The 26856-nt window shown below is 40.1% G+C and carries 22 protein-coding genes; 16 read left to right on the top strand and 6 right to left on the bottom strand.

Annotation, left to right across the window (positions count from 1 at the left end):
- Positions 1 to 383 precede the first annotated feature (383 nt).
- From SNAG_RS05870 to sdbB, 9 genes are all read left to right on the top strand, one after another.
- Entirely contained in the window at positions 384 to 3485 is a 3102-nt protein-coding gene (locus SNAG_RS05870) for a DNA polymerase III subunit alpha (RefSeq protein WP_096407470.1), read from the top strand.
- A gap of 80 nt (positions 3486 to 3565) precedes the next feature.
- Positions 3566 to 4573 (top strand): 6-phosphofructokinase, encoded by a 1008-nt coding sequence (gene pfkA / locus SNAG_RS05865; protein ID WP_096407467.1) that lies wholly within the window; start codon positions 3566 to 3568, stop codon positions 4571 to 4573.
- Between the two features lie 66 nt (positions 4574 to 4639).
- A complete protein-coding gene (gene pyk, locus SNAG_RS05860; RefSeq protein WP_096407465.1) occupies positions 4640 to 6145 on the top strand; it encodes a pyruvate kinase in 1506 nt (501 codons plus the stop codon).
- A 172-nt stretch (positions 6146 to 6317) separates the two neighbouring features.
- Positions 6318 to 7577 (top strand): UDP-N-acetylglucosamine 1-carboxyvinyltransferase, encoded by a 1260-nt coding sequence (locus SNAG_RS05855; RefSeq protein ID WP_096407463.1) that lies wholly within the window; start codon positions 6318 to 6320, stop codon positions 7575 to 7577.
- Positions 7578 to 7593: 16 nt separating this feature from the next.
- On the top strand, positions 7594 to 8145 hold the full coding sequence (locus SNAG_RS05850; RefSeq protein ID WP_096407461.1) for a GNAT family N-acetyltransferase: 552 nt from the start codon (positions 7594 to 7596) through the stop codon (positions 8143 to 8145).
- Entirely contained in the window at positions 8138 to 9415 is a 1278-nt protein-coding gene (gene spxR, locus SNAG_RS05845; protein ID WP_096407458.1) for a CBS-HotDog domain-containing transcription factor SpxR, read from the top strand. Before SNAG_RS05850 ends, spxR begins: the two co-directional genes overlap by 8 nt.
- A 15-nt stretch (positions 9416 to 9430) precedes the next feature.
- Positions 9431 to 10291: a methionyl aminopeptidase gene (locus SNAG_RS05840; RefSeq protein ID WP_096407456.1), complete on the top strand. Its 861-nt coding sequence runs from the start codon at positions 9431 to 9433 to the stop codon at positions 10289 to 10291.
- 126 nt (positions 10292 to 10417) lie between these two features.
- A complete protein-coding gene (gene ccdA2, locus SNAG_RS05835) occupies positions 10418 to 11125 on the top strand; it encodes a thiol-disulfide oxidoreductase-associated membrane protein CcdA2 (RefSeq protein ID WP_096407453.1) in 708 nt (235 codons plus the stop codon).
- Between the two features lie 12 nt (positions 11126 to 11137).
- Entirely contained in the window at positions 11138 to 11683 is a 546-nt protein-coding gene (gene sdbB, locus SNAG_RS05830) for a thiol-disulfide oxidoreductase-associated lipoprotein SdbB (protein ID WP_096407451.1), read from the top strand.
- Between the two features lie 40 nt (positions 11684 to 11723).
- Here the strand turns inward: sdbB and pbp3 are convergent, their stop codons facing one another.
- Positions 11724 to 12965: a D-alanyl-D-alanine carboxypeptidase PBP3 gene (gene pbp3, locus SNAG_RS05825; RefSeq protein ID WP_096407448.1), complete on the bottom strand. Its 1242-nt coding sequence runs from the start codon at positions 12963 to 12965 to the stop codon at positions 11724 to 11726.
- Between the two features lie 104 nt (positions 12966 to 13069).
- On the opposite strand from pbp3, the gene SNAG_RS05820 reads away from it, so the two are divergent.
- The 4 genes from SNAG_RS05820 (at position 13070) to ffh (ending at position 17670) form a co-directional block, all read left to right on the top strand.
- The gene (locus SNAG_RS05820) at positions 13070 to 14179 is read left to right on the top strand and encodes an AI-2E family transporter (protein ID WP_000489820.1); all 1110 of its coding nucleotides are present in this window, start codon (positions 13070 to 13072) and stop codon (positions 14177 to 14179) included.
- A gap of 237 nt (positions 14180 to 14416) precedes the next feature.
- Positions 14417 to 15613: an elongation factor Tu gene (tuf, locus tag SNAG_RS05815; protein WP_001040723.1), complete on the top strand. Its 1197-nt coding sequence runs from the start codon at positions 14417 to 14419 to the stop codon at positions 15611 to 15613.
- A gap of 141 nt (positions 15614 to 15754) precedes the next feature.
- On the top strand, positions 15755 to 16087 hold the full coding sequence (locus SNAG_RS05810; protein ID WP_096407446.1) for a putative DNA-binding protein: 333 nt from the start codon (positions 15755 to 15757) through the stop codon (positions 16085 to 16087).
- Between the two features lie 11 nt (positions 16088 to 16098).
- The gene (gene ffh, locus SNAG_RS05805) at positions 16099 to 17670 is read left to right on the top strand and encodes a signal recognition particle protein (protein WP_096407443.1); all 1572 of its coding nucleotides are present in this window, start codon (positions 16099 to 16101) and stop codon (positions 17668 to 17670) included.
- A gap of 83 nt (positions 17671 to 17753) precedes the next feature.
- Here the strand turns inward: ffh and SNAG_RS05800 are convergent, their stop codons facing one another.
- The 5 genes from SNAG_RS05800 to guaA all read right to left on the bottom strand — a co-directional run bounded on the left by SNAG_RS05800 (position 17754) and on the right by guaA (position 24099).
- Positions 17754 to 18752: a sensor histidine kinase gene (locus SNAG_RS05800; protein WP_096407441.1), complete on the bottom strand. Its 999-nt coding sequence runs from the start codon at positions 18750 to 18752 to the stop codon at positions 17754 to 17756.
- Complete coding sequence (locus SNAG_RS05795; protein ID WP_096407438.1) at positions 18736 to 19425, bottom strand: response regulator transcription factor; 690 nt, start codon at positions 19423 to 19425, stop codon at positions 18736 to 18738. Before SNAG_RS05795 ends, SNAG_RS05800 begins: the two co-directional genes overlap by 17 nt.
- Positions 19426 to 19457: 32 nt before the next feature.
- Positions 19458 to 21512 carry an FtsX-like permease family protein gene (locus SNAG_RS05790; RefSeq protein ID WP_096407436.1) on the bottom strand — a complete coding sequence of 685 codons (2055 nt, stop codon included), beginning with the start codon at positions 21510 to 21512 and terminating at the stop codon, positions 19458 to 19460.
- Complete coding sequence (locus SNAG_RS05785; protein ID WP_096407433.1) at positions 21502 to 22275, bottom strand: ABC transporter ATP-binding protein; 774 nt, start codon at positions 22273 to 22275, stop codon at positions 21502 to 21504. The genes SNAG_RS05790 and SNAG_RS05785 overlap by 11 nt, the downstream gene beginning before the upstream one ends.
- Before the next feature lie 261 nt (positions 22276 to 22536).
- A complete protein-coding gene (gene guaA, locus SNAG_RS05780) occupies positions 22537 to 24099 on the bottom strand; it encodes a glutamine-hydrolyzing GMP synthase (RefSeq protein WP_096407431.1) in 1563 nt (520 codons plus the stop codon).
- 140 nt (positions 24100 to 24239) lie between these two features.
- Between guaA and SNAG_RS05775 the strand changes: the two genes are divergently transcribed.
- The 3 genes from SNAG_RS05775 to SNAG_RS05765 all read left to right on the top strand — a co-directional run bounded on the left by SNAG_RS05775 (position 24240) and on the right by SNAG_RS05765 (position 26687).
- Positions 24240 to 24938 (top strand): GntR family transcriptional regulator, encoded by a 699-nt coding sequence (locus SNAG_RS05775; RefSeq protein ID WP_096407428.1) that lies wholly within the window; start codon positions 24240 to 24242, stop codon positions 24936 to 24938.
- 136 nt (positions 24939 to 25074) lie between these two features.
- A complete protein-coding gene (locus tag SNAG_RS05770; protein ID WP_096407426.1) occupies positions 25075 to 26361 on the top strand; it encodes a peptidase U32 family protein in 1287 nt (428 codons plus the stop codon).
- Between the two features lie 14 nt (positions 26362 to 26375).
- Positions 26376 to 26687 (top strand): CHY zinc finger protein, encoded by a 312-nt coding sequence (locus SNAG_RS05765; protein WP_096407423.1) that lies wholly within the window; start codon positions 26376 to 26378, stop codon positions 26685 to 26687.
- Positions 26688 to 26856: the final 169 nt, after the last annotated feature.

Here is a 26856-nt window from a genome sequence, read left to right as displayed (position 1 = left end):
ATTATATCAAAAAAAGAGGAAAAATGGAATAAATAAACTCAAATGAAATAAATTTAAAAAACAGGAATGAACTTTAAGCAAGTTATTATAAAATATTGAATAAATCTTCTAATTAAAAGCCACCTTAAAGATATTTATATGTAAATTTGCATAAGGAATATTATTTCAATATTCGTCACTTAGCATAAAAATGTCCAAAATTACTATTAAAAATATTATAAGATATAGATATTTTATTCTTCTTAATTTTCATTTTCAAGAAACATAATGGATGAACAGTTGAAAAAATTTCAACAAGGTTTTGAAAGAAAGAGTCTGAGCCAGTTCATTATGGAACTTAAAATGGTATAATAGTACTATATTTAAAGCAAGGAGGAGATGGAATGATTGCACAACTCGATACCAAGACTGTTTACAGTTTTATGGAAAGTGTGGTTTCGATTGAAAAATATGTACATACAGCTAAAGATTATGGCTATTCTCACCTTGCTATCATGGATGTGGATAATCTTTATGGAGCCTATCACTTTTTAGAGGTGACTCGAAAATATGGAATCCAACCTTTAATTGGTCTTGAAATGACCTTGATTACAGACGAAAAGGCGATCTCTTTCCGTTTTCTAGCTCTATCTACTAAAGGTTACCAAGAGTTGATGAAGTTATCCACTTTAAAAATGACTGGACGAAAAAATTGGTCTGATTTTACAAGTCACCTTGAGGATGTTGCTGTTATTGTTCCTTATTTTGATGAAATCGAGCAGCTGGATTTGGGGCATGATTATTTTATCGGTGTCAGTCCAGATGCTCCTCAAGAAGTCTTTACAAAACCCATTCTTCCACTGTATCAGGTTAACTCCTTTGACAAAGAAGACCTACAGGTTTTGCAGATTTTGTCGGCAGTCAAGGATAATGTCAGTCTGAGAGAAGTGGATGTGCATTCACAGCAAGGGATCTTTCTACCAGCCTCAGACTTAGAAGCAAGATTTAAAAATCGCTTTCCTCAGGCACTTGCCAATCTTCAAGGTTTGATAGAGAATGTTAGCTATCAACTTGATCCAAGTTTAAAACTCCCTCGCTTTAACCCTGAAAGGCCGGCAGTAGAAGAACTTAGAGAGAGGGCTGAACAAGGCTTGATAGCCAAGGGGTTAACCTCAGTTCTCTATCATGAGCGACTGAATGAAGAGTTGGCTGTTATTCATGATATGGGCTTTGATGACTATTTCCTAGTTGTTTGGGATTTGTTGCGTTTTGGACGTTCCCAAGGCTACTATATGGGAATGGGGCGTGGTTCTGCGGTTGGTAGTCTGGTGGCTTACTCACTGGATATTACAGGGATTGATCCGGTTGAGAAGAACCTGATTTTCGAGCGCTTTTTAAATCGCGAGCGTTACACCATGCCTGATATTGATATTGACATTCCAGACCTTTATAGACCAGAGTTCATTCGTTATGTTCGTGATCGCTATGGCAGTCAACACGTTGCACAGATTGTCACTTATTCGACCTTTGGAGCAAAACAAGCAATTCGTGATGTTTTTAAACGCTATGGTGTTCCAGAGTACGAATTAACAAATATTACGAAAAAAATCAGTTTCCGAGATACGCTAACGACGGCCTATGAAAAGAATTTGCAATTTAGGCAGGTCATCAATAGCAAGATTGAATACCAAAAAGCTTTTGAGATTGCTCGTAAGATCGAAGGTTATCCTCGTCAAACCTCTATCCATGCGGCTGGAGTCGTTATGAGTGACCAAGACTTGACTGACTATATTCCTCTAAAATATGGTGAGGATATGCTGATCACCCAGTATGATGCTCATGGCGTTGAAGCCAATGGACTTCTAAAAATGGATTTCCTCGGATTACGTAACCTGACTTTCGTACAAAAAATGCAGGAATTGCTTGCGGAATCAGAGGGTGTTCATCTAAAAATCGAAGAGATTGATCTGGAAGACAGTGAAACTTTAGCCCTCTTTGCAGCTGGAAATACGAAAGGTATTTTCCAATTTGAACAACCAGGCGCCATTCGACTCTTGAAACGGGTCAAACCACAAGTCTTCGAAGAAGTGGTAGCAACGACATCCCTCAATAGACCAGGCGCTAGCGATTATATTGATAACTTTGTGGCTCGTAAGCATGGTAAAGAAAAGGTGTCGGTGTTAGACCCTGCCTTGGAAGACATCCTGTCATCAACCTACGGTATTATGCTCTATCAAGAGCAAGTCATGCAGGTAGCTCAGCGCTTTGGAGGATTCAGTCTTGGCAAAGCCGACATTCTCAGACGTGCCATGGGTAAGAAAAATGCTAAAGAGATGCATCTGATGAAGGAAGATTTTATCGCTGGAGCAGTAAAACTCGGTCATTCAGAAGAGAAAGCCAACCAAGTTTTTGCAGTGATGGAAAAGTTTGCAGGTTATGGATTTAATAGATCCCATGCCTATGCCTACTCAGCCCTTGCTTTCCAACTTGCTTATTTCAAGACGCACTATCCTGCTATTTTCTTTCAAGTCATGTTGAATTATTCTAGCAGTGATTACATTGTAGATGCATTGCAGATGGGATTTGATGTAGCACCTTTAGCCATCAACAGCATTCCCTTTCATGATAAAATTACCCAGAAGACAATCTATCTTGGTTTGAAAGCCATTAAAGGGATGCCAAGAGATTTGTCTTACTGGATTATTGAAAATCGTCCTTTCTCAAGCATTGAAGATTTTGTCACACGTCTTCCCAAGAATTACAAGAAACTGTCGCTTTTGACTCCTTTGGTTGAACTAGGGCTCTTTGATGACTTTGACAAAAATCGCCAGAAAATCTTAGTGAACTTACCTAACTTATTTGTTTTTGTTGAGGAGTTGGGTGGTCTCTTTGCAGATGCAAGCTATAGCTGGACTGAGGCGGATGATTTTACGGAAGCAGAGAAATTTTACAAGGAGCAGGAACTAATCGGGGTTGGTATCAGCGCTCATCCTTTGCAAACACTTGCCAAACAGGCCCTTTATCCGACAACGCCCATTGCTACTCTCACTGAGGGGTGTCAAGCAACACTTCTAGTTGAAGTGCAAAAAATAAAAGTCATTCGAACTAAGAAAGGCGAGAATATGGCTTTTCTACAGGTTCACGATAGTAAGTCTAAACTGGATGTGACTGTATTTTCAGATCAGTATCGAAAATTCGCTTCCATCTTATCTGAAGGGAAATTCTACTACATCAATGGCAAAGTTCAATCCCGAGATGGTCGTCTGCAAATGATTGCACAAGATTTGAAAGAAGCAGTCGCTGAACGATTCTGGATTCAAGTTAAAAATCACGACAACGATAAAGAAATTTCAACTATCTTAGAACAACATAAAGGCTCTATTCCTGTTATTATCAGGTATGTTGAGGAAGAAAAGACAATTGTTTCCTCCCAACATTTTGTAAAAAAAGACCCAGTTTTACAGGAAAAATTAGAGGGAATTGTTATGAAAACGATTTATCGCTAAAAATACGGAAAATAGAAGAATTTTCCAATTAAATGTGGTATAATCAGTAAGAATGTAAAAAGAAAAAGGAGCATAACCAAATGAAACGTATTGCTGTTTTGACCAGTGGTGGAGACGCCCCTGGTATGAATGCTGCCATCCGTGCGGTTGTTCGTCAAGCAATCTCAGAAGGAATGGAAGTTTTTGGTATCTATGATGGATACGCTGGTATGGTTGCTGGTGAAATTTATCCACTTGATGCTGCTTCAGTAGGAGACATCATTTCACGTGGTGGTACTTTCCTTCACTCAGCTCGTTACCCTGAGTTTGCACAACTCGAAGGTCAACTTAAAGGGATTGAGCAATTGAAAAAACACGGTATCGAAGGTGTCGTAGTTATCGGTGGTGACGGTTCTTATCACGGAGCTATGCGCTTGACTGAGCATGGATTCCCTGCTATCGGTCTTCCAGGAACAATTGATAATGATATCGTTGGTACGGACTTCACAATCGGATTTGATACAGCAGTTACAACTGCTATGGACGCGATCGACAAGATTCGCGATACTTCATCAAGTCACCGTCGTACCTTTGTTATTGAGGTAATGGGACGTAACGCTGGAGATATCGCTCTTTGGGCAGGTATCGCAACTGGTGCTGACGAAATCATCATCCCTGAAGAAGACTTCAAGATGGAAGATATCGTTGCAAGCATCAAAGCTGGTTATGAATGTGGTAAGAAACACAACATCATTGTTTTGGCTGAGGGAGTTATGTCTGCCGATGAGTTTGGTAAAAAACTCAAGGAAGCTGGAGACACTAGTGACCTTCGTGTAACTGAACTTGGACACATCCAACGTGGTGGATCACCAACCGCTCGTGACCGTGTATTAGCATCACGCATGGGTGCACACGCTGTTAAACTTCTTAAACAAGGAATCGGTGGTGTCGCTGTTGGTATCCGTAACGAGAAAATGGTTGAAAACCCAATTCTTGGAACAGCAGAAGAAGGAGCTTTGTTTAGCCTAACAGCTGATGGTAAGATCGTTGTTAACAACCCACATAAAGCTGATCTTGAACTTTCTGCTTTGAACAAGAGCTTGTCCTAATCAACTTTTATTAATCTAGTAAAATGACCAAAAAGGTCGAATTATATAAAGGAGTCACAAAAAATCATGAACAAACGTGTAAAAATCGTTGCAACCTTGGGTCCTGCGGTAGAAATCCGTGGTGGTAAAAAATTCGGTGATGACGGATACTGGGGAGAAAAACTTGACGTTGAAGCTTCAGCTAAAAATATTGCTCAGCTGATTGAAGCTGGAGCAAACACTTTCCGTTTCAACTTCTCACACGGTGACCACCAAGAACAAGGTGACCGTATGGCAACTGTTAAACTTGCTGAAAAACTTGCAGGTAAAAAAGTTGGTTTCCTTCTGGATACAAAAGGTCCTGAAATCCGTACTGAATTGTTCGAAGGCGATGCAAAAGAGTACTCTTATAAAACTGGTGAAAAAATCCGTGTTGCAACCAAACAAGGTATCAAATCAACTCGTGAAGTGATTGCTTTGAACGTTGCTGGCGCTCTTGATATCTATGATGATGTTGAAGTTGGTCGTCAAGTTTTGGTTGACGATGGTAAACTTGGTCTTCGTGTTATCGCTAAAGACGATGCAACTCGTGAATTTGAAGTAGAAGTTGAAAATGATGGCGTTGTTGCAAAACAAAAAGGTGTAAACATCCCTAACACTAAAATTCCTTTCCCAGCTCTTGCAGAACGTGATAACGACGACATCCGCTTTGGTCTTGAGCAAGGTATCAACTTCATCGCGATCTCATTCGTACGTACTGCTAAAGACGTGAATGAAGTTCGTGCAATTTGTGAAGAAACTGGAAACGGACATGTTCAATTGTTCGCGAAAATCGAAAACCAACAAGGTATCGATAACTTGGATGAGATCATCGAAGCTGCTGATGGTATCATGATCGCTCGTGGTGACATGGGTATCGAAGTACCATTCGAAATGGTTCCAGTTTACCAAAAAATGATCATTACTAAAGTGAATGCTGCTGGTAAAGTTGTTATCACTGCAACAAACATGCTTGAAACAATGACTGAGAAACCACGTGCAACTCGTTCAGAAGTATCAGACGTGTTCAATGCTGTTATCGACGGAACTGACGCAACAATGCTTTCAGGTGAGTCTGCAAACGGTAAATACCCACTTGAATCAGTAACAACAATGGCTACAATCGACAAGAACGCTCAAACTCTTCTTAATGAATATGGTCGTTTGAACTCAGATGCATTCGAGCGTAACTCTAAGACAGAAGTTATGGCTTCAGCTGTTAAAGATGCTACTAACTCAATGAATATCAAATTGGTTGTTACCCTTACTAAGACTGGTCACACAGCACGTTTGATTTCTAAATACCGTCCAAATGCTGACATTTTGGCAATCACTTTCGATGAATTGACTGAACGTGGATTGATGTTGAACTGGGGTGTTATTCCAGTAACAACTGAACGTCCTTCAAATACTGACGATATGTTTGATCTTGCTGAAAAGATTGCAGTTGAACAAGGCTTGGTTGAATCTGGCGACGATATCGTTATCGTTGCTGGTGTGCCACTTGGAGAAGCTGCTCGTACAAACACAATGCGTATCCGTACAGTACGTTAATCTAACTTTTAAAGCCTATCATATCAAGCTCCAAAGCTTGTGTGATGGGTCTTTTTTTGTGAACAAAAATAAAAAAAGAGGCAGGAAATAATCAAGAGTAATGGGAAAAAATTGAAAATTATGGTATAATAGAATGAAAAGACCTTTTTAGTAAATTTTGAAAGAGTATAACATGAGAAAAATTGTCATCAATGGTGGACGTCCATTGCAAGGTGAGATCACCATTAGTGGTGCTAAAAATAGTGTCGTTGCGCTTATTCCAGCTATTATCTTAGCAGATGATATTGTCACTTTAGATTGTGTTCCAGATATTTCAGACGTTGCTAGTCTTGTCGAAATCATGGAGATCATGGGGGCATCTGTTAAGCGTTATGACGATGTCTTGGAGATTGATCCAAGAGGCGTTCAAAACATTCCAATGCCGTATGGCAAGATTAATAGCTTACGTGCTTCTTATTATTTTTACGGAAGTCTTTTAGGGCGCTTTGGCGAAGCTACGGTTGGACTTCCTGGTGGATGTGATCTGGGTCCTCGCCCGATTGACCTTCACTTAAAAGCCTTTGAAGCTATGGGGGCTAAGGTGAGCTACGAGGGAGATAATATGAATTTATCTGCCCAAGGTAAGGGTCTTCATGGAGCAAGTATTTACATGGACACCGTTAGCGTTGGTGCAACGATTAACACCATGATTGCCGCGGTCAAAGCAAAGGGACGTACTGTCATTGAAAATGCGGCCCGTGAACCAGAAATCATTGATGTGGCTACCCTTTTGAACAACATGGGGGCCCATATTCGTGGTGCCGGTACTGATATTATCATTATTGATGGTGTTGAGACGCTTCATGGGACTCGTCACCAAGTCATTCCAGACCGTATTGAAGCTGGAACTTATATTTCACTTGCTGCTGCGGTTGGTAAAGGAATTCGTATTAACAACGTTCTTTATGAGCATCTTGAAGGCTTTATCGCCAAACTAGAGGAAATGGGCGTTCGTATGACTGTCTCTGAGGATAGTATTTTCGTTGAAGAGCAGTCAGACTTGAAGGCAATCAATATTAAAACTGCTCCTTATCCTGGTTTTGCAACTGATTTGCAACAGCCTATCACGCCACTTTTATTAACAGCTCAAGGCCGTGGAACGATTATTGATACCATTTATGAAAAACGTGTCAACCATGTTTTTGAGTTAGCAAAAATGGATGCGGATATTACGACTACGAATGATCACATTATCTATAAAGGTGGTCGTAGCTTGCATGGAGCAAGTGTTAAAGCTACAGATTTGCGAGCAGGTGCCGCACTTGTCATTGCTGGATTGATGGCTCAAGGCCAGACCGAAATTACAAATATTGAGTTTATCCTTCGTGGCTACTCAGATATCATTGAAAAATTACGTAGTCTTGGAGCAGATATTACACTCGTCGAAGACTAAAACCATTGAGGTGATTATGAATATTTGGACCAAATTAGCAATGTTTTCTTTCTTTGAAACGGAGCGCTTGTATTTGCGTCCTTTCTTTTTTAGTGACAGTAAAGCCTTTTATGAGATTGCTTCTGATCCAGAAAATCTGCAATTTATTTTTCCCAGTCAAGCAAGTTTAGAGGAGAGTCAATATGCTCTTGCCAACTATTTTATGAAGGCTCCTCTAGGTGTCTGGGCAATTTGTAATCAAGACAATCAGGAAATGATTGGTTCCATCAAATTTGAAAAAATCGACGAAATCAAGAAAGAAGCAGAAATCGGTTATTTCTTAAAAAAAGATGCTTGGTCGCAAGGTTTTATGACAGAGACTGTTAGCAAACTCTGTCAACTTTCCTTTGAAGAATTTGGTTTAAAACAATTATCCATCATCACTCATCTGGAGAATCAAGCTAGCCAAAAAGTAGCCTTAAAATCGGGCTTTAGCCTTGTCCGACAGTTTAAGGGAAGTGATCGCTATACACGAAAAATGAGGGACTATCTTGAATTTCGTTACGTAAAAGGAGAGTTCAATGAGTAAACACCAGGAAATTTTGTCTTATCTGGAAGAGTTACCAATTGGGAAGAGAGTTAGTGTTCGTAGTATTTCAAATCACCTAGGTGTCAGTGATGGAACAGCCTATCGGGCTATCAAAGAAGCTGAAAATCGGGGAATTGTTGAGACTCGCCCCCGCAGTGGAACCATACGTGTCAAGTCAAAAAAAGTAGCTATCGAACGGCTAACCTATGCAGAGATCGCAGAAGTGACTAGCTCTGAGGTTTTAGCAGGTCAGGAAGGGTTAGAGAGAGAATTTAGTAAATTTTCTATTGGCGCCATGACTGAGCAGAATATCCTCTCTTATCTCCATGATGGTGGCCTTTTGATTGTAGGTGACCGTACTCGCATTCAACTTTTAGCGCTTGAAAATGAGAATGCAGTCCTTGTAACTGGTGGTTTCCATGTCCAAGATGATGTATTGACTCTTGCCAATAAAAAAGGTATCCCTGTTCTGAGAAGTAAGCATGATACCTTTACAGTTGCAACCATGATTAACAAAGCTCTCTCAAATGTTCAGATTAAAACTGACATTTTAACAGTTGAAAAACTCTATCGTCCGAGTCATGAGTATGGCTTTTTGAGAGAAACGGATACAGTCAAAGACTATCTAGATTTGGTACGTAAGAACAGAAGTAGCCGTTTCCCAGTCATTAACCAACACCAAGTGGTTGTCGGAGTTGTTACCATGCGTGACGCGGGAGATAAGTCACCCAGTACAACGATTGACAAGGTGATGACGCGAAGTGTCTTCGTAACAGGTTTGGCGACTAATATTGCCAATGTTAGCCAACGAATGATAGCTGAAGACTTTGAGATGGTTCCCGTTGTTCGAAGTAACCAGACTCTACTTGGGGTCGTAACACGACGAGATGTCATGGAAAAGATGAGCCGTTCTCAGGTTTCAGCTTTGCCGACTTTTTCAGAGCAAATCGGGCAAAAACTTTCTTATCATCATGATGAAGTCGTCATTACTGTTGAGCCCTTCATGTTGGAGAAAAATGGTGTCCTTGCTAATGGAGTCTTGGCTGAAATCCTTAATCACATGACCCAAGACCTCGTTGTGAATAGTGGGCGCAATCTCATCATAGAGCAGATGTTGATTTATTTCTTGCAGGCTGTTCAGATTGATGATACTCTTCGTATTCAGGCTCGCATTATTCATCACACAAGACGCTCTGCTATTATTGATTACGATATTTATCATGGTCATCAGATTGTATCAAAAGCAAATGTTACAGTGAAAATCAATTAGAATCTAGGAGAAAAAATGATAACTTTAAAATCAGCACGTGAAATCGAAGCCATGGACAAGGTTGGTGATTTCCTAGCTAGTATCCATATCGGCTTACGTGATTTGATTAAGCCAGGCGTGGATATGTGGGAAGTAGAAGAGTATGTTCGTCGTCGTTGTAAAGAGGAAAATTTCCTTCCTCTACAGATTGGAGTAGATGGTGCAGTCATGGATTACCCCTATGCCACCTGTTGCTCTCTCAACGATGAAGTAGCTCACGCTTTTCCACGTCATTACATCTTGAAAGATGGCGATTTGCTCAAGGTAGACATGGTACTGGGTGGTCCGATTGCCAAATCCGACCTCAATGTATCTAAACTCAACTTTAACAATGTTGAGCAAATGAAAAAATACACCCAAAGCTATACTGGCGGTTTAGCAGACTCATGCTGGGCTTATGCGGTTGGTACACCGTCTGAAAAAGTGAAGAACTTGATGGACGTGACCAAAGAAGCTATGTACAAAGGGATTGAGCAAGCAGTCGTTGGAAACCGTATTGGCGATATCGGTGCGGCCATTCAAGAATACGCTGAAAGTCGCGGTTATGGTGTCGTCCGTGATTTGGTTGGTCACGGAGTTGGTCCAACTATGCACGAGGAGCCAATGGTCCCTAACTATGGTGTTGCAGGTCGTGGTCTCCGTCTCCGTGAAGGAATGGTGCTGACCATTGAACCCATGATCAATACTGGGGATTGGGAAATTGATACAGATATGAAGACTGGCTGGGCTCATAAAACCATCGATGGCGGCCTATCTTGTCAATATGAACACCAGTTTGTGATTACAAAAGACGGTCCTGTTATCTTGACCAGTCAAGGTGAAGAAGGAACGTATTAAAACGAAAGGAGCTTAGCTCCTTTTTTATATTCAGTTTAGATAAAATAGACAAGCGTAGCAAAGTTGTCACAAATTTTTTCTTTTGTAGTAAAATAAGATTAGAATTTTGAGAAAGTAGGTAATTCGTTGGAGTCGATTATATTTCTAGTATCCGTTTTTTTAGCTGGCATTCTGTCTTTCTTTTCACCCTGCATCTTCCCTTTGCTACCAGTCTATGCAGGTATTTTACTGGATGATCAGGGAAATTCGAAAAGCTTTCGATTTTTCGGAAGAGAGGTTGCATGGTCAGGCTTAATTCGGACCTTGTGCTTTATTGCTGGCATCTCCCTCATTTTCTTCATTTTGGGATTTGGAGCTGGTTTCCTAGGGCATATGCTCTATGCTGACTGGTTTCGTTATCTTATGGGAGCAGTCATTATCCTCTTGGGCCTACACCAGATGGAAATTTTGCATTTCAATAAACTGGAAGTGCAAAAAACAGTCACCTTCAAAAAATCACAGTCGAATCACTATCTGTCAGCCTTCTTGCTTGGGATAACCTTTAGTTTTGGTTGGACCCCTTGTATCGGACCAGTTTTAAGTTCGGTCTTGGCTCTTGCAGCTTCAGGAGGGAATGGTGCTTGGCAAGGAGCTATACTAACCTTAGTGTACACATTGGGAATGGCCCTACCGTTCATCGTTTTGGCCTTGGCTTCGGGTTGGATCATGCCCTACTTTAGTAAATTAAAACCCCATATGATTCTACTAAAGAAAATTGGGGGAGCTTTGATTATTTTGATGGGCTTGTTATTGATGCTAGGGCAGTTAAATGCCTTGTCAGGAATTCTTGGATAAAAGGAGAAAAAGATGAAAAAAGTTATTTTTGCAGGATTGAGCCTCATGTCTTTATTGTTGTTGATTGCCTGTGGTGAAAAAGAAACCAAACAGACAAGCAGTCCAAAACAGCCTGCTGTACAACAAATCGCAGTAGGAAAGGACGCGCCAGACTTCACCCTGCAGTCTATGGATGGCAAAGAAGTCAAGTTATCAGACTATAAGGGCAAAAAGGTCTATTTGAAGTTCTGGGCCTCTTGGTGTGGACCTTGTCGAAAGAGCATGCCAGAGTTGATGGAATTAGCTGCAAAACAAGATCGGGACTTTGAAATACTAAGTGTCGTTGCACCAGGACTACAAGGTGAAAAAACAGTTGAAGAGTTTCCAAAATGGTACCAAGAACAAGGTTACAAGGATATACCAGTTCTATATGATACCAAGGCAACTACCTTCCAAGCCTACCAAATTCGTAGTATTCCAACAGAATACTTGATTGATAGTCAAGGAAAAATTGGAAAAATCCAATTTGGTGCTATTAGCAATGCTGACGCAGAAGCAGCATTTAAAGAGATGAAATAAATTAAAGAATATGAAAAAATCGCGAAGAATCGCGATTTTTTTATAGTTTTTCATTGATAAAGCGGATGAATTGGTTCCACCAAACTTTTAAGAAGAAGGCTTTTTCAACTTTTTTTTCAGAAACCATTTCAAAAGATGGTTTTTTAGAAGTGAGGTAGCCTTGACCAATCAAATCCTGGTCATCATAGGTTAGGGTACCGACAACCTTTCCTTCTTCCAAAGGAGCAGTTTCTGATTTTGATTTTGGTGTGAATTGAAGAGCTGATGTAGTTCCGCTTCCAACTCGTTGGACGACTGCAATCTCTGATTTAGCAACTGCAGGCACGCTGTCTTCTTTTCCATCAAGGACAGTAACCTTACTATCTTTGTAAGTTTCACCTTTTTTAACAATAGTCTGAAGGCTAAAGTTTGCAGAGATATAGTCTAAAAGAGAAGAAGTAGCTGTAAATCGTGCATAAGGATTGCCGTTTTGTTGATCGGCATTTAAAACAACTGTAATGATACGCATCCCTTTTTCGACAGTGGTTCCAACGAAAGAAGCTCCTGCCTTATCAGTTGTTCCTGTCTTTAAACCGTCAATTCCTCCTCGGTAGGCTGGCATCCCCTCCAACATAGAGTTAGTTGAGTGGATTTCAAGTCCTGCAAAGGTAGAAGTTGGCTTTTTGGTGATTTCCAAAACCTGCGGATAATCTCGGATGAGGTTACGAGCAACGATGGCAACATCGTAAGCACTAAGTTTATTTTCCTCGTCTTTCTTAGAACCTGGATAGATGTTATCTCCAAGAGTCTCGTTGTTTAATCCAGTTGTGTTTACAATAGTTGCATCTTGGATTCCCCATTCCAAAAGTTTCGCCCTCATTTTGTCAACGAAGTCTTTCTCAGAACCGGCAATCTTTTCTGCTAGCGCAATTGCAGCACTGTTTGCACTGGATACCATTGTAGCCTCTAATAGTTGTCCAACAGTATAATTTCGAGCTTCCATAGGGACGTTACTTGCTTCTGAATTGGTGGTGAGCTGGTATGGATAGTCTGAAATATCAACAGGGGTTGATAGGCTGATTGTTCCTTGTTCCAAGGCCTCATAAACTAAATAGACAGTAACAAGTTTTGTAATAGAAGCAATCTCGACAGGCTGACTCGCATCTTTTTCATAAAGGATTTTTCCTGTTGTTGCTTCAACAGCAATAGCGTGCTTAGCAGCAACATCAAAACTTTGAGCTGAAACAGTAGAGATAGTGCCAAAAGTAAGAAGTGTTAGTAAGGATATAATTATTTTTTTCATATTAGCTTTATTTTATCATAAAGCAAAAAAATATTCTCGCTTTTTTACTAAAGCCAACTTATCTTTTTCAGAAATATGGTAAAATAGATAGAAGGAGGATAGTTATGTTCCGTAGAAACAAATTATTTTTTTGGACAGCCGAAATCTTACTATTAACCATTATTTTTTATCTTTGGAGAGAGATGGGGTCCATCATTACTCCCTTTGTCACAGTTATCAATACGATTATGATTCCATTCTTATTGGGGGGATTTTTCTACTACCTGACAAATCCAATCGTAACCTTCTTGGAGAAAAGATGTAAGATTAATCGTTTGATTGGTGTCTTGGTCACTCTTTGCGCCTTGATTGGAGCCATCGTGGTTGGTGTAGTTTATCTCTTACCTATTTTAATCAACCAGCTGACAAGTTTGATTATCTCTAGCCAAAATATCTACAGCAGACTGCAGGATTTGGTTATTGATTTATCGATGAATCCTATTTTCCAAAATATTGATATCCAAAAAACCATTCAACAGTTAAATCTATCCTATGTTGATATTCTCCAAAATATCCTTAATAGCGTCAGCAATAGCTTAGGAAGTGTCCTTTCTGCTTTATTTAGTACAATCCTCATTCTTATTATGACACCAGTCTTCTTGATCTATTTCCTACTGGATGGCAACAAATTTTTACCGATGTTGGAACGAACAGTTCTCAAACATGACAAGCTGAACCTAACCAGTCTCTTGAAAAATTTGAATGCTACTGTGGCAAGATATATCAGTGGAATTGCGATTGATGCCGTCATAATCGGATGTTTGGCCTATGTGGGTTACAGTGTTATTGGTTTGAAGTATGCCTTAGTCTTTGCTATTTTTTCTGGAATTGCCAATCTGATTCCATATGTTGGTCCAAGTATTGGTTTGATTCCGATGATTATTGCAAATGTATTCACTGATCCTCAACGGATGTTAATTGCAGTTGTCTATATGCTGATTATTCAACAGGTTGATGGCAATATTCTCTACCCTCGTATCGTTGGAGGGGTTATGAAAGTTCATCCAATCACCATTTTAGTCCTTCTCTTACTATCAAGTAATATCTATGGTGTGATTGGTATGGTAGTAGCAGTACCTAGCTATTCTATCTTAAAAGAAATTACTAAGTTCTTTGCGAAATTGTATGAAAATCATAAGGAAGCCAAAGAACAAGAAAAAACAGAATCAGTTTAAAAATCAGGGAAACCTGGTTTTTTACTTATATAAATAAGCTTTAAAACTAAAATATGATAGAACAGAGGATCTTGATAAGAAGCGTAAGAAAGGGATCCCATAAGATTTAGATTAATTAACAAAATATGTGTAAAACACTTGCAATTTAGCTGAAATTTGATAAAATAGTAAGGAAAGTTAGACTGTATTGCCTACTGTCTATCTATAAAATATATTTTATTGGAGGCTTTTACTCAAATGGCAAAAGAAAAATACGATCGTAGTAAACCACACGTTAACATTGGTACTATCGGACACGTTGACCACGGTAAAACTACCCTAACTGCAGCTATCACAACTGTTTTGGCACGTCGCTTGCCTTCATCAGTTAACCAACCTAAAGACTATGCGTCTATCGATGCTGCTCCAGAAGAACGCGAACGCGGTATCACCATCAACACTGCGCACGTTGAGTACGAAACTGAAAAACGTCACTATGCTCACATCGACGCTCCAGGACACGCGGACTACGTTAAAAACATGATCACTGGTGCCGCTCAAATGGACGGAGCTATCCTTGTAGTAGCTTCAACTGACGGACCAATGCCACAAACTCGTGAGCACATCCTTCTTTCACGTCAGGTTGGTGTTAAACACCTTATCGTCTTCATGAACAAGATTGACTTGGTTGACGACGAAGAATTGCTTGAATTGGTTGAAATGGAAATCCGTGACCTCTTGTCAGAATACGACTTCCCAGGTGACGATCTTCCAGTTATCCAAGGTTCAGCTCTTAAAGCTCTTGAAGGTGACTCTAAATACGAAGACATCATCATGGAATTGATGAACACTGTTGACGAGTACATTCCAGAACCAGAACGTGACACTGACAAACCATTGCTTCTTCCAGTCGAGGACGTATTCTCAATCACTGGACGTGGTACAGTTGCTTCAGGACGTATCGACCGTGGTACTGTTCGTGTCAACGATGAAATCGAAATCGTTGGTATCAAAGAAGAAACTTCAAAAGCAGTTGTTACTGGTGTTGAAATGTTCCGTAAACAACTTGACGAAGGTCTTGCTGGAGATAACGTAGGTGTCCTTCTTCGTGGTGTTCAACGTGACGAAATCGAACGTGGACAAGTTATCGCTAAACCAGGTTCAATCAACCCACACACTAAATTCAAAGGTGAAGTCTACATCCTTACTAAAGAAGAAGGTGGACGTCACACTCCATTCTTCAACAACTACCGCCCACAATTCTACTTCCGTACTACTGACGTTACAGGTTCAATCGAACTTCCAGCAGGTACTGAAATGGTAATGCCTGGTGATAACGTGACTATCGACGTTGAGTTGATCCACCCAATCGCCGTAGAACAAGGTACTACATTCTCTATCCGTGAGGGTGGACGTACTGTTGGTTCAGGTATGGTTACAGAAATCGAAGCTTAATTCGATTTAGTTCCCAGAAGAACAATTATTTAAGTCAGACACTAAAAGAATCTTGCTTTGCAAGGTTCTTTTTTTATTCAAATTATCTTAGAAGGTCTTCTAGTATAGCGATATGATAGTTTTTTTGGTATAATAAAGGTTATGGAAATCGAAAAAACCAATCGCATGAATGCGCTTTTTGAATTTTATGCTGCGCTTTTGACAGATAAGCAGATGAATTATATTGAACTCTACTATGCAGATGATTACAGTCTTGCGGAGATTGCTGAAGAGTTCGGTGTTAGTCGGCAAGCTGTCTATGACAATATCAAGCGGACAGAAAAGATTCTGGAAGACTATGAGATGAAATTGCACATGTATTCAGACTACATTGTCCGCAGTCAGATTTTTGATCAGATCTTGGGGCGTTATCCAAAGGATAATTTTTTACAGGAGCAGATAGAAATTTTAACAAGCATTGATAATAGAGAATAAGAGGAAGAAAAATGGCATTTGAAAGTTTAACAGAACGTTTACAGAACGTCTTTAAAAATCTACGTAAAAAAGGAAAAATTTCTGAGACTGATGTCCAAGAAGCAACCAAAGAGATTCGTTTGGCCTTGCTGGAAGCCGACGTTGCTTTGCCTGTTGTAAAGGACTTTATCAAGAAGGTTCGTGAACGTGCAATCGGACACGAGGTCATTGATACCCTTAATCCAGCACAACAGATTATCAAAATCGTTGATGAGGAATTGACAGCTATTTTAGGATCTGATACAGCTGAAATTATCAAGTCACCAAAGATTCCTACGATTATCATGATGGTTGGTTTGCAGGGGGCTGGTAAAACAACCTTTGCTGGTAAGCTGGCTAACAAACTCAAGAAGGAAGAAAATGCTCGTCCTTTGATGATTGCTGCAGATATTTATCGCCCAGCTGCCATTGATCAGTTGAAGACGCTTGGACAGCAGATTGATGTTCCTGTTTTCGCTCTTGGAACAGAAGTACCAGCTGTTGAGATTGTTCGACAAGGTTTGGAGCAAGCGCAGGCTAATCACAACGACTATGTTTTGATTGATACGGCAGGGCGTTTGCAGATTGATGAGCTCTTGATGAATGAGCTTCGTGATGTTAAGGCCTTGGCTCAACCAAATGAAATCCTGCTCGTCATTGATGCCATGATCGGTCAGGAAGCGGCCAATGTTGCCCGTGAGTTTAATGCTCAGTTAGAAGTGACTGGGGTTATTCTTACCAAGATTGATGGGGATACTCGTGGTGGTGCGGCCCTATCTGTTCGTCACATCACTGGAAAACCAATCAAGTTCACTGGTACGGGTGAAAAGATTACAGATATCGAAACCTTCCACCCAGATCGTATGTCAAGCCGTATCCTTGGTATGGGGGATATGCTGACCTTGATCGAGAAAGCTTCTCAAGAATACGATGAGCAAAAAGCTCTTGAAATGGCTGAGAAGATGCGCGAAAATACCTTTGATTTCAATGATTTCATTGATCAATTGGATCAGGTGCAAAATATGGGGCCGATGGAAGACTTGCTCAAGATGATTCCAGGGATGGCTAACAATCCAGCTCTTCAAAATATGAAGGTGGATGAGCGCCAGATTGCGCGCAAACGTGCCATCGTGTCTTCTATGACTCCTGAGGAACGTGAAAATCCTGAACTGTTAAATCCAAGTCGTCGCCGTCGTATCGCTGCAGGTTCTGGAAATACCTTTGTCGAAGTCAATAAATTCATCAAGGACTTTAATCAGGCCAAACAGCTCATGCAAGGGGTCATGTCTGGTGATATGAACAAGATGATGAAACAAATGGGCATCAATCCAAATAACCTTCCTAAAAATATGCCAAATATGGGAGGAATGGATATGTCTGCCCTAGAAGGCATGATGGGGCAAGGTGGTATGCCTGATATGTCAGCTCTCGGAGGAGCAGGAATGCCAGATATGAGCCAGATGTTTGGTGGTGGACTAAAAGGTAAAATCGGCGAATTTGCTATGAAGCAGTCAATGAAACGCATGGCTAACAAAATGAAAAAAGCTAAGAAAAAACGCAAATAAAAAAGGAAAGCAGAAGTGCTTTCCTTTTTGATATAAAATATGTGCTTTCTATGATTAGGCAATTTTCCTAATCGAAACATTTACTAAATAGAAAGAGAGATTTCAAATCCATGCATCCATTCGGATTTTACTGCGATGTCAATTTTTAAAGCATCTGCTAATTGTTTGACAAGATAGAGCCCCATACCTGTTGATTTTTTCCTTGTATCACCTGAATCACCAGTAAATCCTTTTTCAAAGATATGAGGGAGATCGCAAGTTTTAACTCCACACCCATTATCCCTAATAATCAGACTTGTGCGCCCCTTGTCTCTTGACATAGAAATCCTGAGTTCTGGCTTATCAGAGCTATATTTAAGGGCGTTGGCTAGTATTTGAGACAGGATAAATTCAAAACTGCGTTGATCGGTGTAGTAGTTTCCCTGTATATTTTCTAGATGAATCGTAAAATTCTTTTCTTTAATCAAGGGAGCAAAGTTTTCCAAAAGATCCTGAATACACTCTTGGAGGTCGACATCTTCAAATAGAAAATCATTTTTTTCACTTTTAACCCTATAATAGAATAGTATCTGTGATACATTTCCTTGGATTTGATTTTTTACATAATCCAACTTAAAAGCTGTATCCTTTGGCAGCTGGTCACTTTGGTTGTCCAAAAGGAGGGAAAGAAGCGATAGAGGGAGTTTGATTTCATGAGCCCATTTTTCAACATAGTCCTCGTACTCGGCTAGTAATGAGTTGAGTTTTCCTATTTCCGCTTGCCTTTGGTAAAGCGCATTTGCGATTTCTTCGATGCTTTCTTTCTCTGAGGCACTTGATAAACGCAATAATTCCAGCTCCGTATCCATCTTAGGATTGTCTATGAAAGCCTTATAAGTAGCTGCTTTTTTTCTTTCTTTTCTTATAAGTAGGAATGATAGGATAAAAAAGAGTAGGACTGAAGCTAAGAGATAGAGGAGGATGAGGACTTGAAACTTTCTCACGTCTGAAAGCCAAAGCAGGACAGCTGTAAATAGATCAAATGCTAAAAGAACAAGTAACCAGGGCAGATAGGCAGCCAAATATTTAAGATTCTGTTTCATCTTGCCTTTCCTCTTCCAATTTGTAACCGATGCCTCTGACGGACTTGACTTGAAGGGCAATGCCAGCCTGTTTCATCACCTTTTTGAGCCTTGCAATGTTTACTTGTAGGGCATTTTCATCGATGAACTCAGTTGTGTTCCAGAGTTTCATGCTTAGTTCTTCTTTTGTGACGACGGGTGCATTAGTAACCAATAAGGTTTCTAACAATTTCCCTTGATTTTGGGGGAGTAAAATCGAGTGTCCATTGATATAAAGGGTATAGGTATTTCTATCCAGCAGGAAATTATCTTTTTCAAGTAGATTTTGTCTACCTTCATAGCGTTTCAAGATATTTTCTATACGTGCCAAAAATCTTTCTTTCTTGAAAGGTTTTGTTAGGTACTCATCTGCCCCTAATTTCAGAGCGTGGATTTCATCTTTTAATTGTTCACGAGAGGTGAGAACCAATATGGGCACAGAGCGTTTGGACTTGAGATTTTTACAAATATGAAAACCTGTTTCTCCCGGCAAATTCAAATCCAGTATGATTAGATCCGTAGCGTATTGCAACACTTGCTGGCTTGTATCTTTGAAGTCAGTCAACTTATCAACTTGATAACCCGCTTTCTCTAACAAGATGACAATTTCATCTCGAATCAAGGCTTCATCTTCAATAACCAGAATATGCTTCATATCGGCTCCTCCTTCTCCTATTTTATTCTACTTTATTCATCTCTTTTGGGTTCCATTAAGGACAACAAGTAATTATTGCTATTTTTCTTTACAATTCTGATATAGATGACTTCAAATCCAGCTAAGAGCAGTACTATCAGCATGGCTGTGATAAATTTTTGCCCCATAACCATTCTTGCGCTAGCGGGTACTATTCCTGTGAGGAGGGAGCTCACTCCGAAGCTACTACTGAGAAGTGCAAGGGCTATTGGCAGACCGAAATACCAGTTGATTTGTTTTTCTGAAGATTTACAAAGAGTTTCGTAGTTAGCTCCAAGATGGATCAAGGTTTGGTATCGTCTGTAGGATTGTCTTTGTCCCATCAAAAACTGGACGCCGATGATTGTCTTAGCGACAACAAGGAAGATGATAGCCAGATAGATAGTGATATAGCTGGCAGAGATAATGTAAAATAATTGTCTTCCCATATTTTGTATATAGCTTTCATAACCAAGAGAGGTTTGATCTAGCTTTTCATTGGTATCTGAGATAGCTCTCATCAGGCCTTTTTCCTTGACTAGCTCAGGAGCCAAGATACCGCTGACATAGTTTGAGTATTTACTGTCAGTATAACTCATAAAAGTCTCATCTGGAAGAATGAGTGCTACAGAGAGGGTAATTTCACGGTCCGTTACAATTGGTAAAGACTGCACATCTCCAATCAATTTTATATCATTTCCCATGACTTTGATTTGAGGATTTGTCTTTAGGACAGAGTTGACAAGATTCTCATCTGGGAGAAAATCTTTCCCCATATACAAGTAGGCTTCCTTACTAGTTAATTCTAAAGGAGGGAGATTGGCAGCTTTTCTAAGTTCATTGTATTCAGAGAGCGGCAAAAGGTGGCAACTTCTATACTTCTGGAAATTATGGACTAAGATTTCCTTGTTTTTACTGTCTCTTTGCTCTTTTAATACCTTGATAAACTGTTCAAAGGCCACGGACTCGTTTTCTTTTGGTTTCCCGACTTTGATTTGTAGAATCTTTGAAAACTGTGATGCTAGTCCTGCTGCTTCAAGCTCTTTTTTAACTGTATTCACATCAAGATTTTCATCTGATTCCTGCTTGCTATCTCTAAATGTATAATCTAAGACATGAGCCTGATTACCAGAATTGCCGCTTGCAATGGCAACACCTGCTCCAAAGAGGCACAAGGCAGAGAAGATTAAGAGGGAGCAGATGGCCAGTATAGTTGAGCGCTGGATAACTAATTCCTGAATCTGTCTAAAATTATAGGTATGGAGTTTTCGATGGCTACCAAGATTGACTAGAATGTCTATAAATAAACGCATACCAAAGAAGAGTAGGATAGTTCCTAGAGTTCCCAGGAAAACAGTGATGCCCATGGTTATGACACTTTCCCAAGCACGTCCACTCATCCCCAAGTAATAGGCTGTTCCGAGAAGCAAGATTCCGAGGACGGAAGCAAGAAGGTATACCCCCTTGGGAAGTAGTTTCTTCATACCAGAAGGAGAAAAGGCAAGAAGATCTCCGATTTCCTTATTGGCTGTTTTTGCACTTAAAAGAACAAAGACGACTAATTTAACAGCTAGGAAGCCGATGACTGTATAGAGTAGAGCTGTAGTAGATAGAGAAAATTGATGTTCAATAATCCCCAACCCAACAATTTTGACTGTTATTAGACTAATTAGTTCCGAAATTAAGATGGCAATAGGAAGGCCTATTCCAAGGGCAAGGACACTGTTTCTCAAATCCTCGAGTAGGAGCAGTAAGAACAGTTTACCTCTCCGCATGCCTAGTGTGAGATAAACCCCAAATTCATGTTTTCTCCTTTCCATCTGCATACTGCTTGCGAAGTAGACTAGAAAAAAGAGGATAAAGAGCGTTGCTACATAAAGAATGGGAATCATGCTAAAGAGTTTATTTACAGCATCACTTTCTATTTGTTTGAGAAAGATCATCACATCTTGATGAGACAAAGAAAGGATGATGTAAAAGGAGATGATGGAAAGAACCATAGAACTAAAATACAAGCTGTTATTCTTTCGATCTCTCTTGCTATTTCTTGAGACTAATTTAGAAAACATTGCCATCACCTCCAGCTAGGGCTGCCATAACCTTTAGTATTCTGTGGTAGAAGTCTTCTTGACTTTCTCTTGGATAATCACGACGGATTTCATGGAATAGTTTTCCGTCTTGGATAAACAAGATGCGGTTGCAAAAGCTGGCTGCAACTGAATCGTGGGTAACCATGAGAATGGTGGTTTCTTCCACTTGATTCATTTCGGATAATTTTTGCATCAAAATGGTTGCGTTTTTTGAATCCAAAGCCCCTGTGGGCTCATCCGCAAATACAATCTTAGGGTCTAAAATCAAGGCACGAGCAGCAGCTACCCTTTGCCGTTGACCACCTGATAATTGAGATGGGAACTTATCCAGAAGTTCAGAAATATCCAGATATTGGGAAAGCAATTCTAACCGAACCTTGCTTTCGTTGGCATCGACCTTGTGCAAAGACAAGGGGAGTAAAATATTTTCTTTGGCTGTAAGATTGTCCAAGAGCTCAAAATTCTGGAAGAGGTAGCCAATTTCCCTGCCACGATAATCAGCTAACTGACTCCCTTTTAACTGACCTAAATCCTTTTCTTGCATTTGAATGGAACCGTCAGTTGGCTTGATGATAGTAGCGAGACAGTTAAGAAGGGTTGTTTTCCCAGAACCGCTACTCCCCATAATCCCTAGGAATTCGCCTTTTATAACTTTAAAAGATATGCCGTCCAAGGCTTTTGTGATATTGGGCTCTTTCCCATAATGCTTTTTTAATGATTCTACTCGTAAAATGGTTTCCATGTGAAACACCTCCATCTTTTGTTACTTTCATTATAGTATGAATCAGAGTAGAATAACACTTACGGATGATGTAAGAAATCTTTATCGCTGACTTCTATAGTCAGTTTATTGGACTTATACTTATTATATTATAGCATGATTTTAAGGATTTAAAAAGAGAAGTAGGGGGGAGGGATTTCTACAACCTTGAAACCATCGAATTTCAAAATTGAAAAAAAGTCCTAGAAATCAATATTTCTAGGACTTTTTAACTCATTAACTCTATTCCCACTCAACGGTTGCAGGTGGTTTACTTGTAATATCGTAGACGATACGGTTGACGTGGTCAACTTCGTTTACGATACGAACAGAGATTTTTTGAAGGATTTCCCATGGAATTTTAGCAAAATCAGCTGTCATACCATCGATAGAAGTGATTGCACGAATGGCGATTGTGTAATCATAAGTACGACCATCACCCATAACACCTACTGAACGAACGCCTGTGTTGACAGTGAAATATTGCCAGATATCGCGGTCAAGTCCCGCTTTGGCAATTTCTTCACGAAGGATTGCATCAGACTCACGAACAGTTTCTAGTTTTTCTTCAGTGATTTCACCCATGACACGGATCGCAAGTCCTGGCCCTGGGAATGGTTGACGCCATACGATGTGGTCTGGCATACCAAGCTCTGTACCGAGGGCACGAACTTCGTCTTTATAAAGAGTGTTCAATGGTTCAATCAATTCAAATTGCATATCTTCTGGAAGACCACCAACGTTGTGGTGTGATTTGATGGTTTGAGCAGTATCTGTACCAGACTCAATCACGTCAGTGTAAAGCGTTCCCTGAGCAAGGAATTTCACATCTTTGAGCTTGCTTGCTTCGTCATCAAAGACATAAACAAACTCGTTACCGATAATCTTCCGTTTTTGTTCAGGATCAGAAACATCTGCCAATTTATCCAAGAAACGTTTGGCAGCATCTGCTTTGACGATGTTCAATCCAAACTTACCACCAAGCATCTCCATAACTTGGTCTGCTTCCCCTTTACGAAGAAGACCGTGGTCTACAAAGATACAGATCAATTGATCGCCGATTGCTTTCTGGAGAAGAACGCCAACGACAGAAGAGTCAACACCACCAGATAGACCGAGAAGGACACGTTTGTCTCCAACAGTTTCACGGATTTTTTGAATCTGCATCTCGATAAAGTTATCCATTGACCAGTCGCCTTTAGCCTTACAGATATTAAGTGCAAAGTTGCGAAGGATATCATTTCCGTATACAGAATGGCGCACTTCTGGGTGAAATTGGATACCATAGATGTGCTTTTCTGGGTTTTCAATAGCTGCATAAGGACAGTCAGCAGAAGTTCCAGTACGAACAAAATCAGCTGGAATCTCTGTAACAGCATCGCCATGGCTCATCAAAACTATCTGTTCTTCAGGAGTCCCTTCAAAGAGGGCAGAAGGAGTGTGAGTAAGTGGGGATTGACCATACTCGCGGTTTCCAGCATCACCTGCTGGGACAACCTTACCTCCAAGTTTGTGGGTAAGAAGTTGCATACCATAGCAGATTCCCAAAATTGGAATACCAAGTTCAAAAATTTCTGGGTCAATATCAAATGATCCCTCTTCATAAACAGAATTTGGTCCACCTGAGAGAATGATCCCTACCGGGTTAATCGCACGAACCTCTGCTGCTGAAATCTTATGGCTTTTTAGCTCTGAAAAAACACCAATTTCACGGATACGGCGTGAAATTAGCTGGTTGTATTGGCTACCATAGTCCAGTACGATGATTTTTTCGACATCTTGCAAATCAGTTGAAATCTTGCTCATCATTTTCCTTTCTCAAAAGAAATATCTTTTTCAATATTCTATCACAAATAGGGGCGAATTACCAACTAAACAAGGCAAAGTTTGACTTTTTCTTAGCAAATACGGTACAATGGAGAAAATAAAGAAAAGAAGTGAGAATCATGTTACCAGCTTATATGAAAATCCACGATCAGATAAAAAAAGATATCGACGAGCATCGTTGGATGATAGGAGAAAGACTGCCAAGTGAACGGGATCTTGCAGACCAGTTTCAAGTCAGTCGGATGACCTTGCGACAAGCCATCTCTCTCTTAGTTGAGGAGGGGGTTTTGGAGCGTCGTGTAGGAAGTGGGACCTTTGTCTCTAGCACTCGTGTCCAAGAAAAAATGCGGGGCACCACTAGTTTTACGGAGATTGTCAAATCCCAAGGGAAAGTTCCTTCTAGTCAGCTGATTTCCTATAGGAGAACCATTCCCAATGAGCAGGAAGTGGCAAAGCTAGGTATTTCACCAACTGAAAATATCATCCGTATGGAACGGGTGCGTTACGCCGATCAAGTTCCACTGGTCTATGAAGTTGCTTCTATTCCCGAAAAGTTTATTAAGAATTTTAAAAAAGAAGAAGTAACCAGTCATTTCTTCCAAACCTTGCAGCAACATGGTTACCGAATTGGCAAATCCCAACAGACCATTTATGCGAGATTGGCTAAGGAAAAGATTGCTCACTATCTAGAAGTCGAAAAGGGGCATGCCATTTTAGCCTTGACTCAGGTTTCCTATCTCGATGATGGGACGGCTTTTGAATATGTTAAGAGTCAGTATGTGGGTGAACGTTTTGAATTTTATCTTGAAAACAACTAGTCTTAAAAGACTAGTTTTTAGTTTCTAAGAAGATTAGAATTGTCAAAACAATTTGCCTAGGCTTGATTTTATCTATTATTTACTATAAAATGAGAAGGAAAAACGTCAAACTTTTATATTGCAAATAGGAGAAAAAATGACAAAAACATTAAAACGTCCTGAGGTTTTATCACCTGCAGGGACTTTAGAGAAGCTGAAAGTAGCTGTTCAATATGGTGCGGACGCAGTCTTCATCGGTGGACAGGCCTATGGTCTTCGTAGCCGTGCTGGGAACTTTACCTTTGAACAGATGGAAGAAGGCGTTCAGTTTGCTGCAAAGTACGGTGCCAAGGTCTATGTGGCTGCTAACATGGTTATGCACGAAGGAAACGAAGCTGGTGCTGGAGAATGGTTCCGTAAGTTGCGTGACATCGGGATTGCCGCAGTTATCGTGTCAGATCCGGCCTTGATTATGATTGCAGCAACCGAAGCACCAGGTCTTGAAATCCATCTTTCAACTCAAGCCAGTGCAACCAACTATGAAACTCTAGAGTTCTGGAAAGAACTTGGTCTAACTCGTGTGGTTTTGGCTCGTGAAGTTTCAATGGAGGAATTGGCAGAGATTCGCAAACGTACAGATGTTGAGATTGAGGCCTTTGTCCATGGAGCCATGTGTATTTCCTACTCAGGTCGCTGTACGCTATCAAACCACATGAGTATGCGTGATGCTAACCGTGGGGGATGTTCTCAGTCTTGCCGTTGGAAATACGATCTCTATGACATGCCTTTTGGTCAAGAACGTAAGAGCCTTAAGGGTGAAATCCCAGAAGAATTTTCGATGTCAGCCGTTGACATGTCTATGATTGATCATATTCCAGATATGATTGAAAATGGTGTAGACAGTCTCAAGATTGAAGGTCGTATGAAGTCTATCCACTATGTTTCAACTGTAACTAACTGTTACAAGGCGGCTGTAGATGCTTATCTCGAAAGCCCTGAGAAATTTGAAGCTATCAAACAGGACTTGGTGGATGAGATGTGGAAGGTTGCCCAACGTGAATTGGCAACAGGTTTCTACTATGGTACACCTACAGAAAATGAACAGTTGTTTGGTGCACGTCGTAAGATCCCTGAGTACAAGTTTGTTGCGGAAGTTGTTTCTTATGATGATGCTACCCAGACAGCAACTATTCGTCAACGGAACGTAATCAATGAAGGCGACCAAGTTGAGTTTTATGGACCAGGTTTCCGACATTTTGAAACCTATATTGAGGATCTTCACGATGCCAAGGGAAATAAAATCGATCGTGCTCCAAATCCAATGGAACTCTTGACAATCAAGGTTCCACAACCTGTACAAGCAGGTGACATGGTTCGTGCTCTCAAGGAAGGTCTTATCAATCTCTATAAGGAAGACGGGACAAGTGTTACAGTTCGTGCCTAGATAAGGAAAAGGGAATGATACAAGCTCAAGGTTTATTGGTAGATGATGAAAGCAGATGTGTTCATTATCATAGTGAAAAGGATATTGTTTCCCTCCAGTGTTATGAATGCAAAAAATACTACGCATGCTATCAGTGTCACAATGCTGTGGAGAAACATGTATTTTCTCCCTATCCCCTAAAACTTTCTAAGGATAAACCAATTTTATGTGGAGCTTGTAAGAGGATTATGACATTTCAAGAATATCAAAAGCAGATAGCTTGTCCATTCTGCTCATGTCCATTTAATCCAGCTTGCAAACTACATCATTCATTTTATTTTAAATAGACAAAAATAGATCCACGCTTTAAGCTTGGGTCTTTCATTTTGTTTCAGAAGAATTAAAAAAATACGGGATTTCTCCCCTTAAAAGGAAAACTTTTCTATATTATAGTACCAAAAAAAGTAAAATTAGAAATTAATTATCTTAAACGCTTTCAATGTTAGTAAAAAGTTG

This window comes from Streptococcus sp. NPS 308 (assembly GCF_002355895.1).
Taxonomy (GTDB): Bacteria; Bacillota; Bacilli; order Lactobacillales; family Streptococcaceae; genus Streptococcus.
The sequence above is the reverse complement of the archived record's forward strand: the minus strand, read 5'-3'. Positions and strand labels throughout refer to the sequence as shown.

Bases quoted from the DNA above. Each gene is read 5' to 3' on its own strand.
- SNAG_RS05870 (WP_096407470.1), top strand. From the start codon at position 384: ATGATTGCACAACTCGATACCAAGACTGTTTACAGTTTTATGGAAAGT.
- guaA (WP_096407431.1), bottom strand. From the start codon at position 24,099: ATGAGCAAGATTTCAACTGATTTGCAAGATGTCGAAAAAATCATCGTA.
- tuf (WP_001040723.1), top strand. From the start codon at position 14,417: ATGGCAAAAGAAAAATACGATCGTAGTAAACCACACGTTAACATTGGT.
- SNAG_RS05840 (WP_096407456.1), top strand. From the start codon at position 9,431: ATGATAACTTTAAAATCAGCACGTGAAATCGAAGCCATGGACAAGGTT.
- pfkA (WP_096407467.1), top strand. From the start codon at position 3,566: ATGAAACGTATTGCTGTTTTGACCAGTGGTGGAGACGCCCCTGGTATG.
- SNAG_RS05850 (WP_096407461.1), top strand. From the start codon at position 7,594: ATGAATATTTGGACCAAATTAGCAATGTTTTCTTTCTTTGAAACGGAG.
- sdbB (WP_096407451.1), top strand. From the start codon at position 11,138: ATGAAAAAAGTTATTTTTGCAGGATTGAGCCTCATGTCTTTATTGTTG.
- pyk (WP_096407465.1), top strand. From the start codon at position 4,640: ATGAACAAACGTGTAAAAATCGTTGCAACCTTGGGTCCTGCGGTAGAA.
- SNAG_RS05800 (WP_096407441.1), bottom strand. From the start codon at position 18,752: ATGAAACAGAATCTTAAATATTTGGCTGCCTATCTGCCCTGGTTACTT.
- spxR (WP_096407458.1), top strand. From the start codon at position 8,138: ATGAGTAAACACCAGGAAATTTTGTCTTATCTGGAAGAGTTACCAATT.
- SNAG_RS05790 (WP_096407436.1), bottom strand. From the start codon at position 21,512: ATGTTTTCTAAATTAGTCTCAAGAAATAGCAAGAGAGATCGAAAGAAT.
- SNAG_RS05795 (WP_096407438.1), bottom strand. From the start codon at position 19,425: ATGAAGCATATTCTGGTTATTGAAGATGAAGCCTTGATTCGAGATGAA.
- pbp3 (WP_096407448.1), bottom strand. From the start codon at position 12,965: ATGAAAAAAATAATTATATCCTTACTAACACTTCTTACTTTTGGCACT.
- SNAG_RS05765 (WP_096407423.1), top strand. From the start codon at position 26,376: ATGATACAAGCTCAAGGTTTATTGGTAGATGATGAAAGCAGATGTGTT.
- SNAG_RS05810 (WP_096407446.1), top strand. From the start codon at position 15,755: ATGGAAATCGAAAAAACCAATCGCATGAATGCGCTTTTTGAATTTTAT.
- SNAG_RS05770 (WP_096407426.1), top strand. From the start codon at position 25,075: ATGACAAAAACATTAAAACGTCCTGAGGTTTTATCACCTGCAGGGACT.
- SNAG_RS05785 (WP_096407433.1), bottom strand. From the start codon at position 22,275: ATGGAAACCATTTTACGAGTAGAATCATTAAAAAAGCATTATGGGAAA.
- ffh (WP_096407443.1), top strand. From the start codon at position 16,099: ATGGCATTTGAAAGTTTAACAGAACGTTTACAGAACGTCTTTAAAAAT.
- SNAG_RS05820 (WP_000489820.1), top strand. From the start codon at position 13,070: ATGTTCCGTAGAAACAAATTATTTTTTTGGACAGCCGAAATCTTACTA.
- SNAG_RS05775 (WP_096407428.1), top strand. From the start codon at position 24,240: ATGTTACCAGCTTATATGAAAATCCACGATCAGATAAAAAAAGATATC.
- SNAG_RS05855 (WP_096407463.1), top strand. From the start codon at position 6,318: ATGAGAAAAATTGTCATCAATGGTGGACGTCCATTGCAAGGTGAGATC.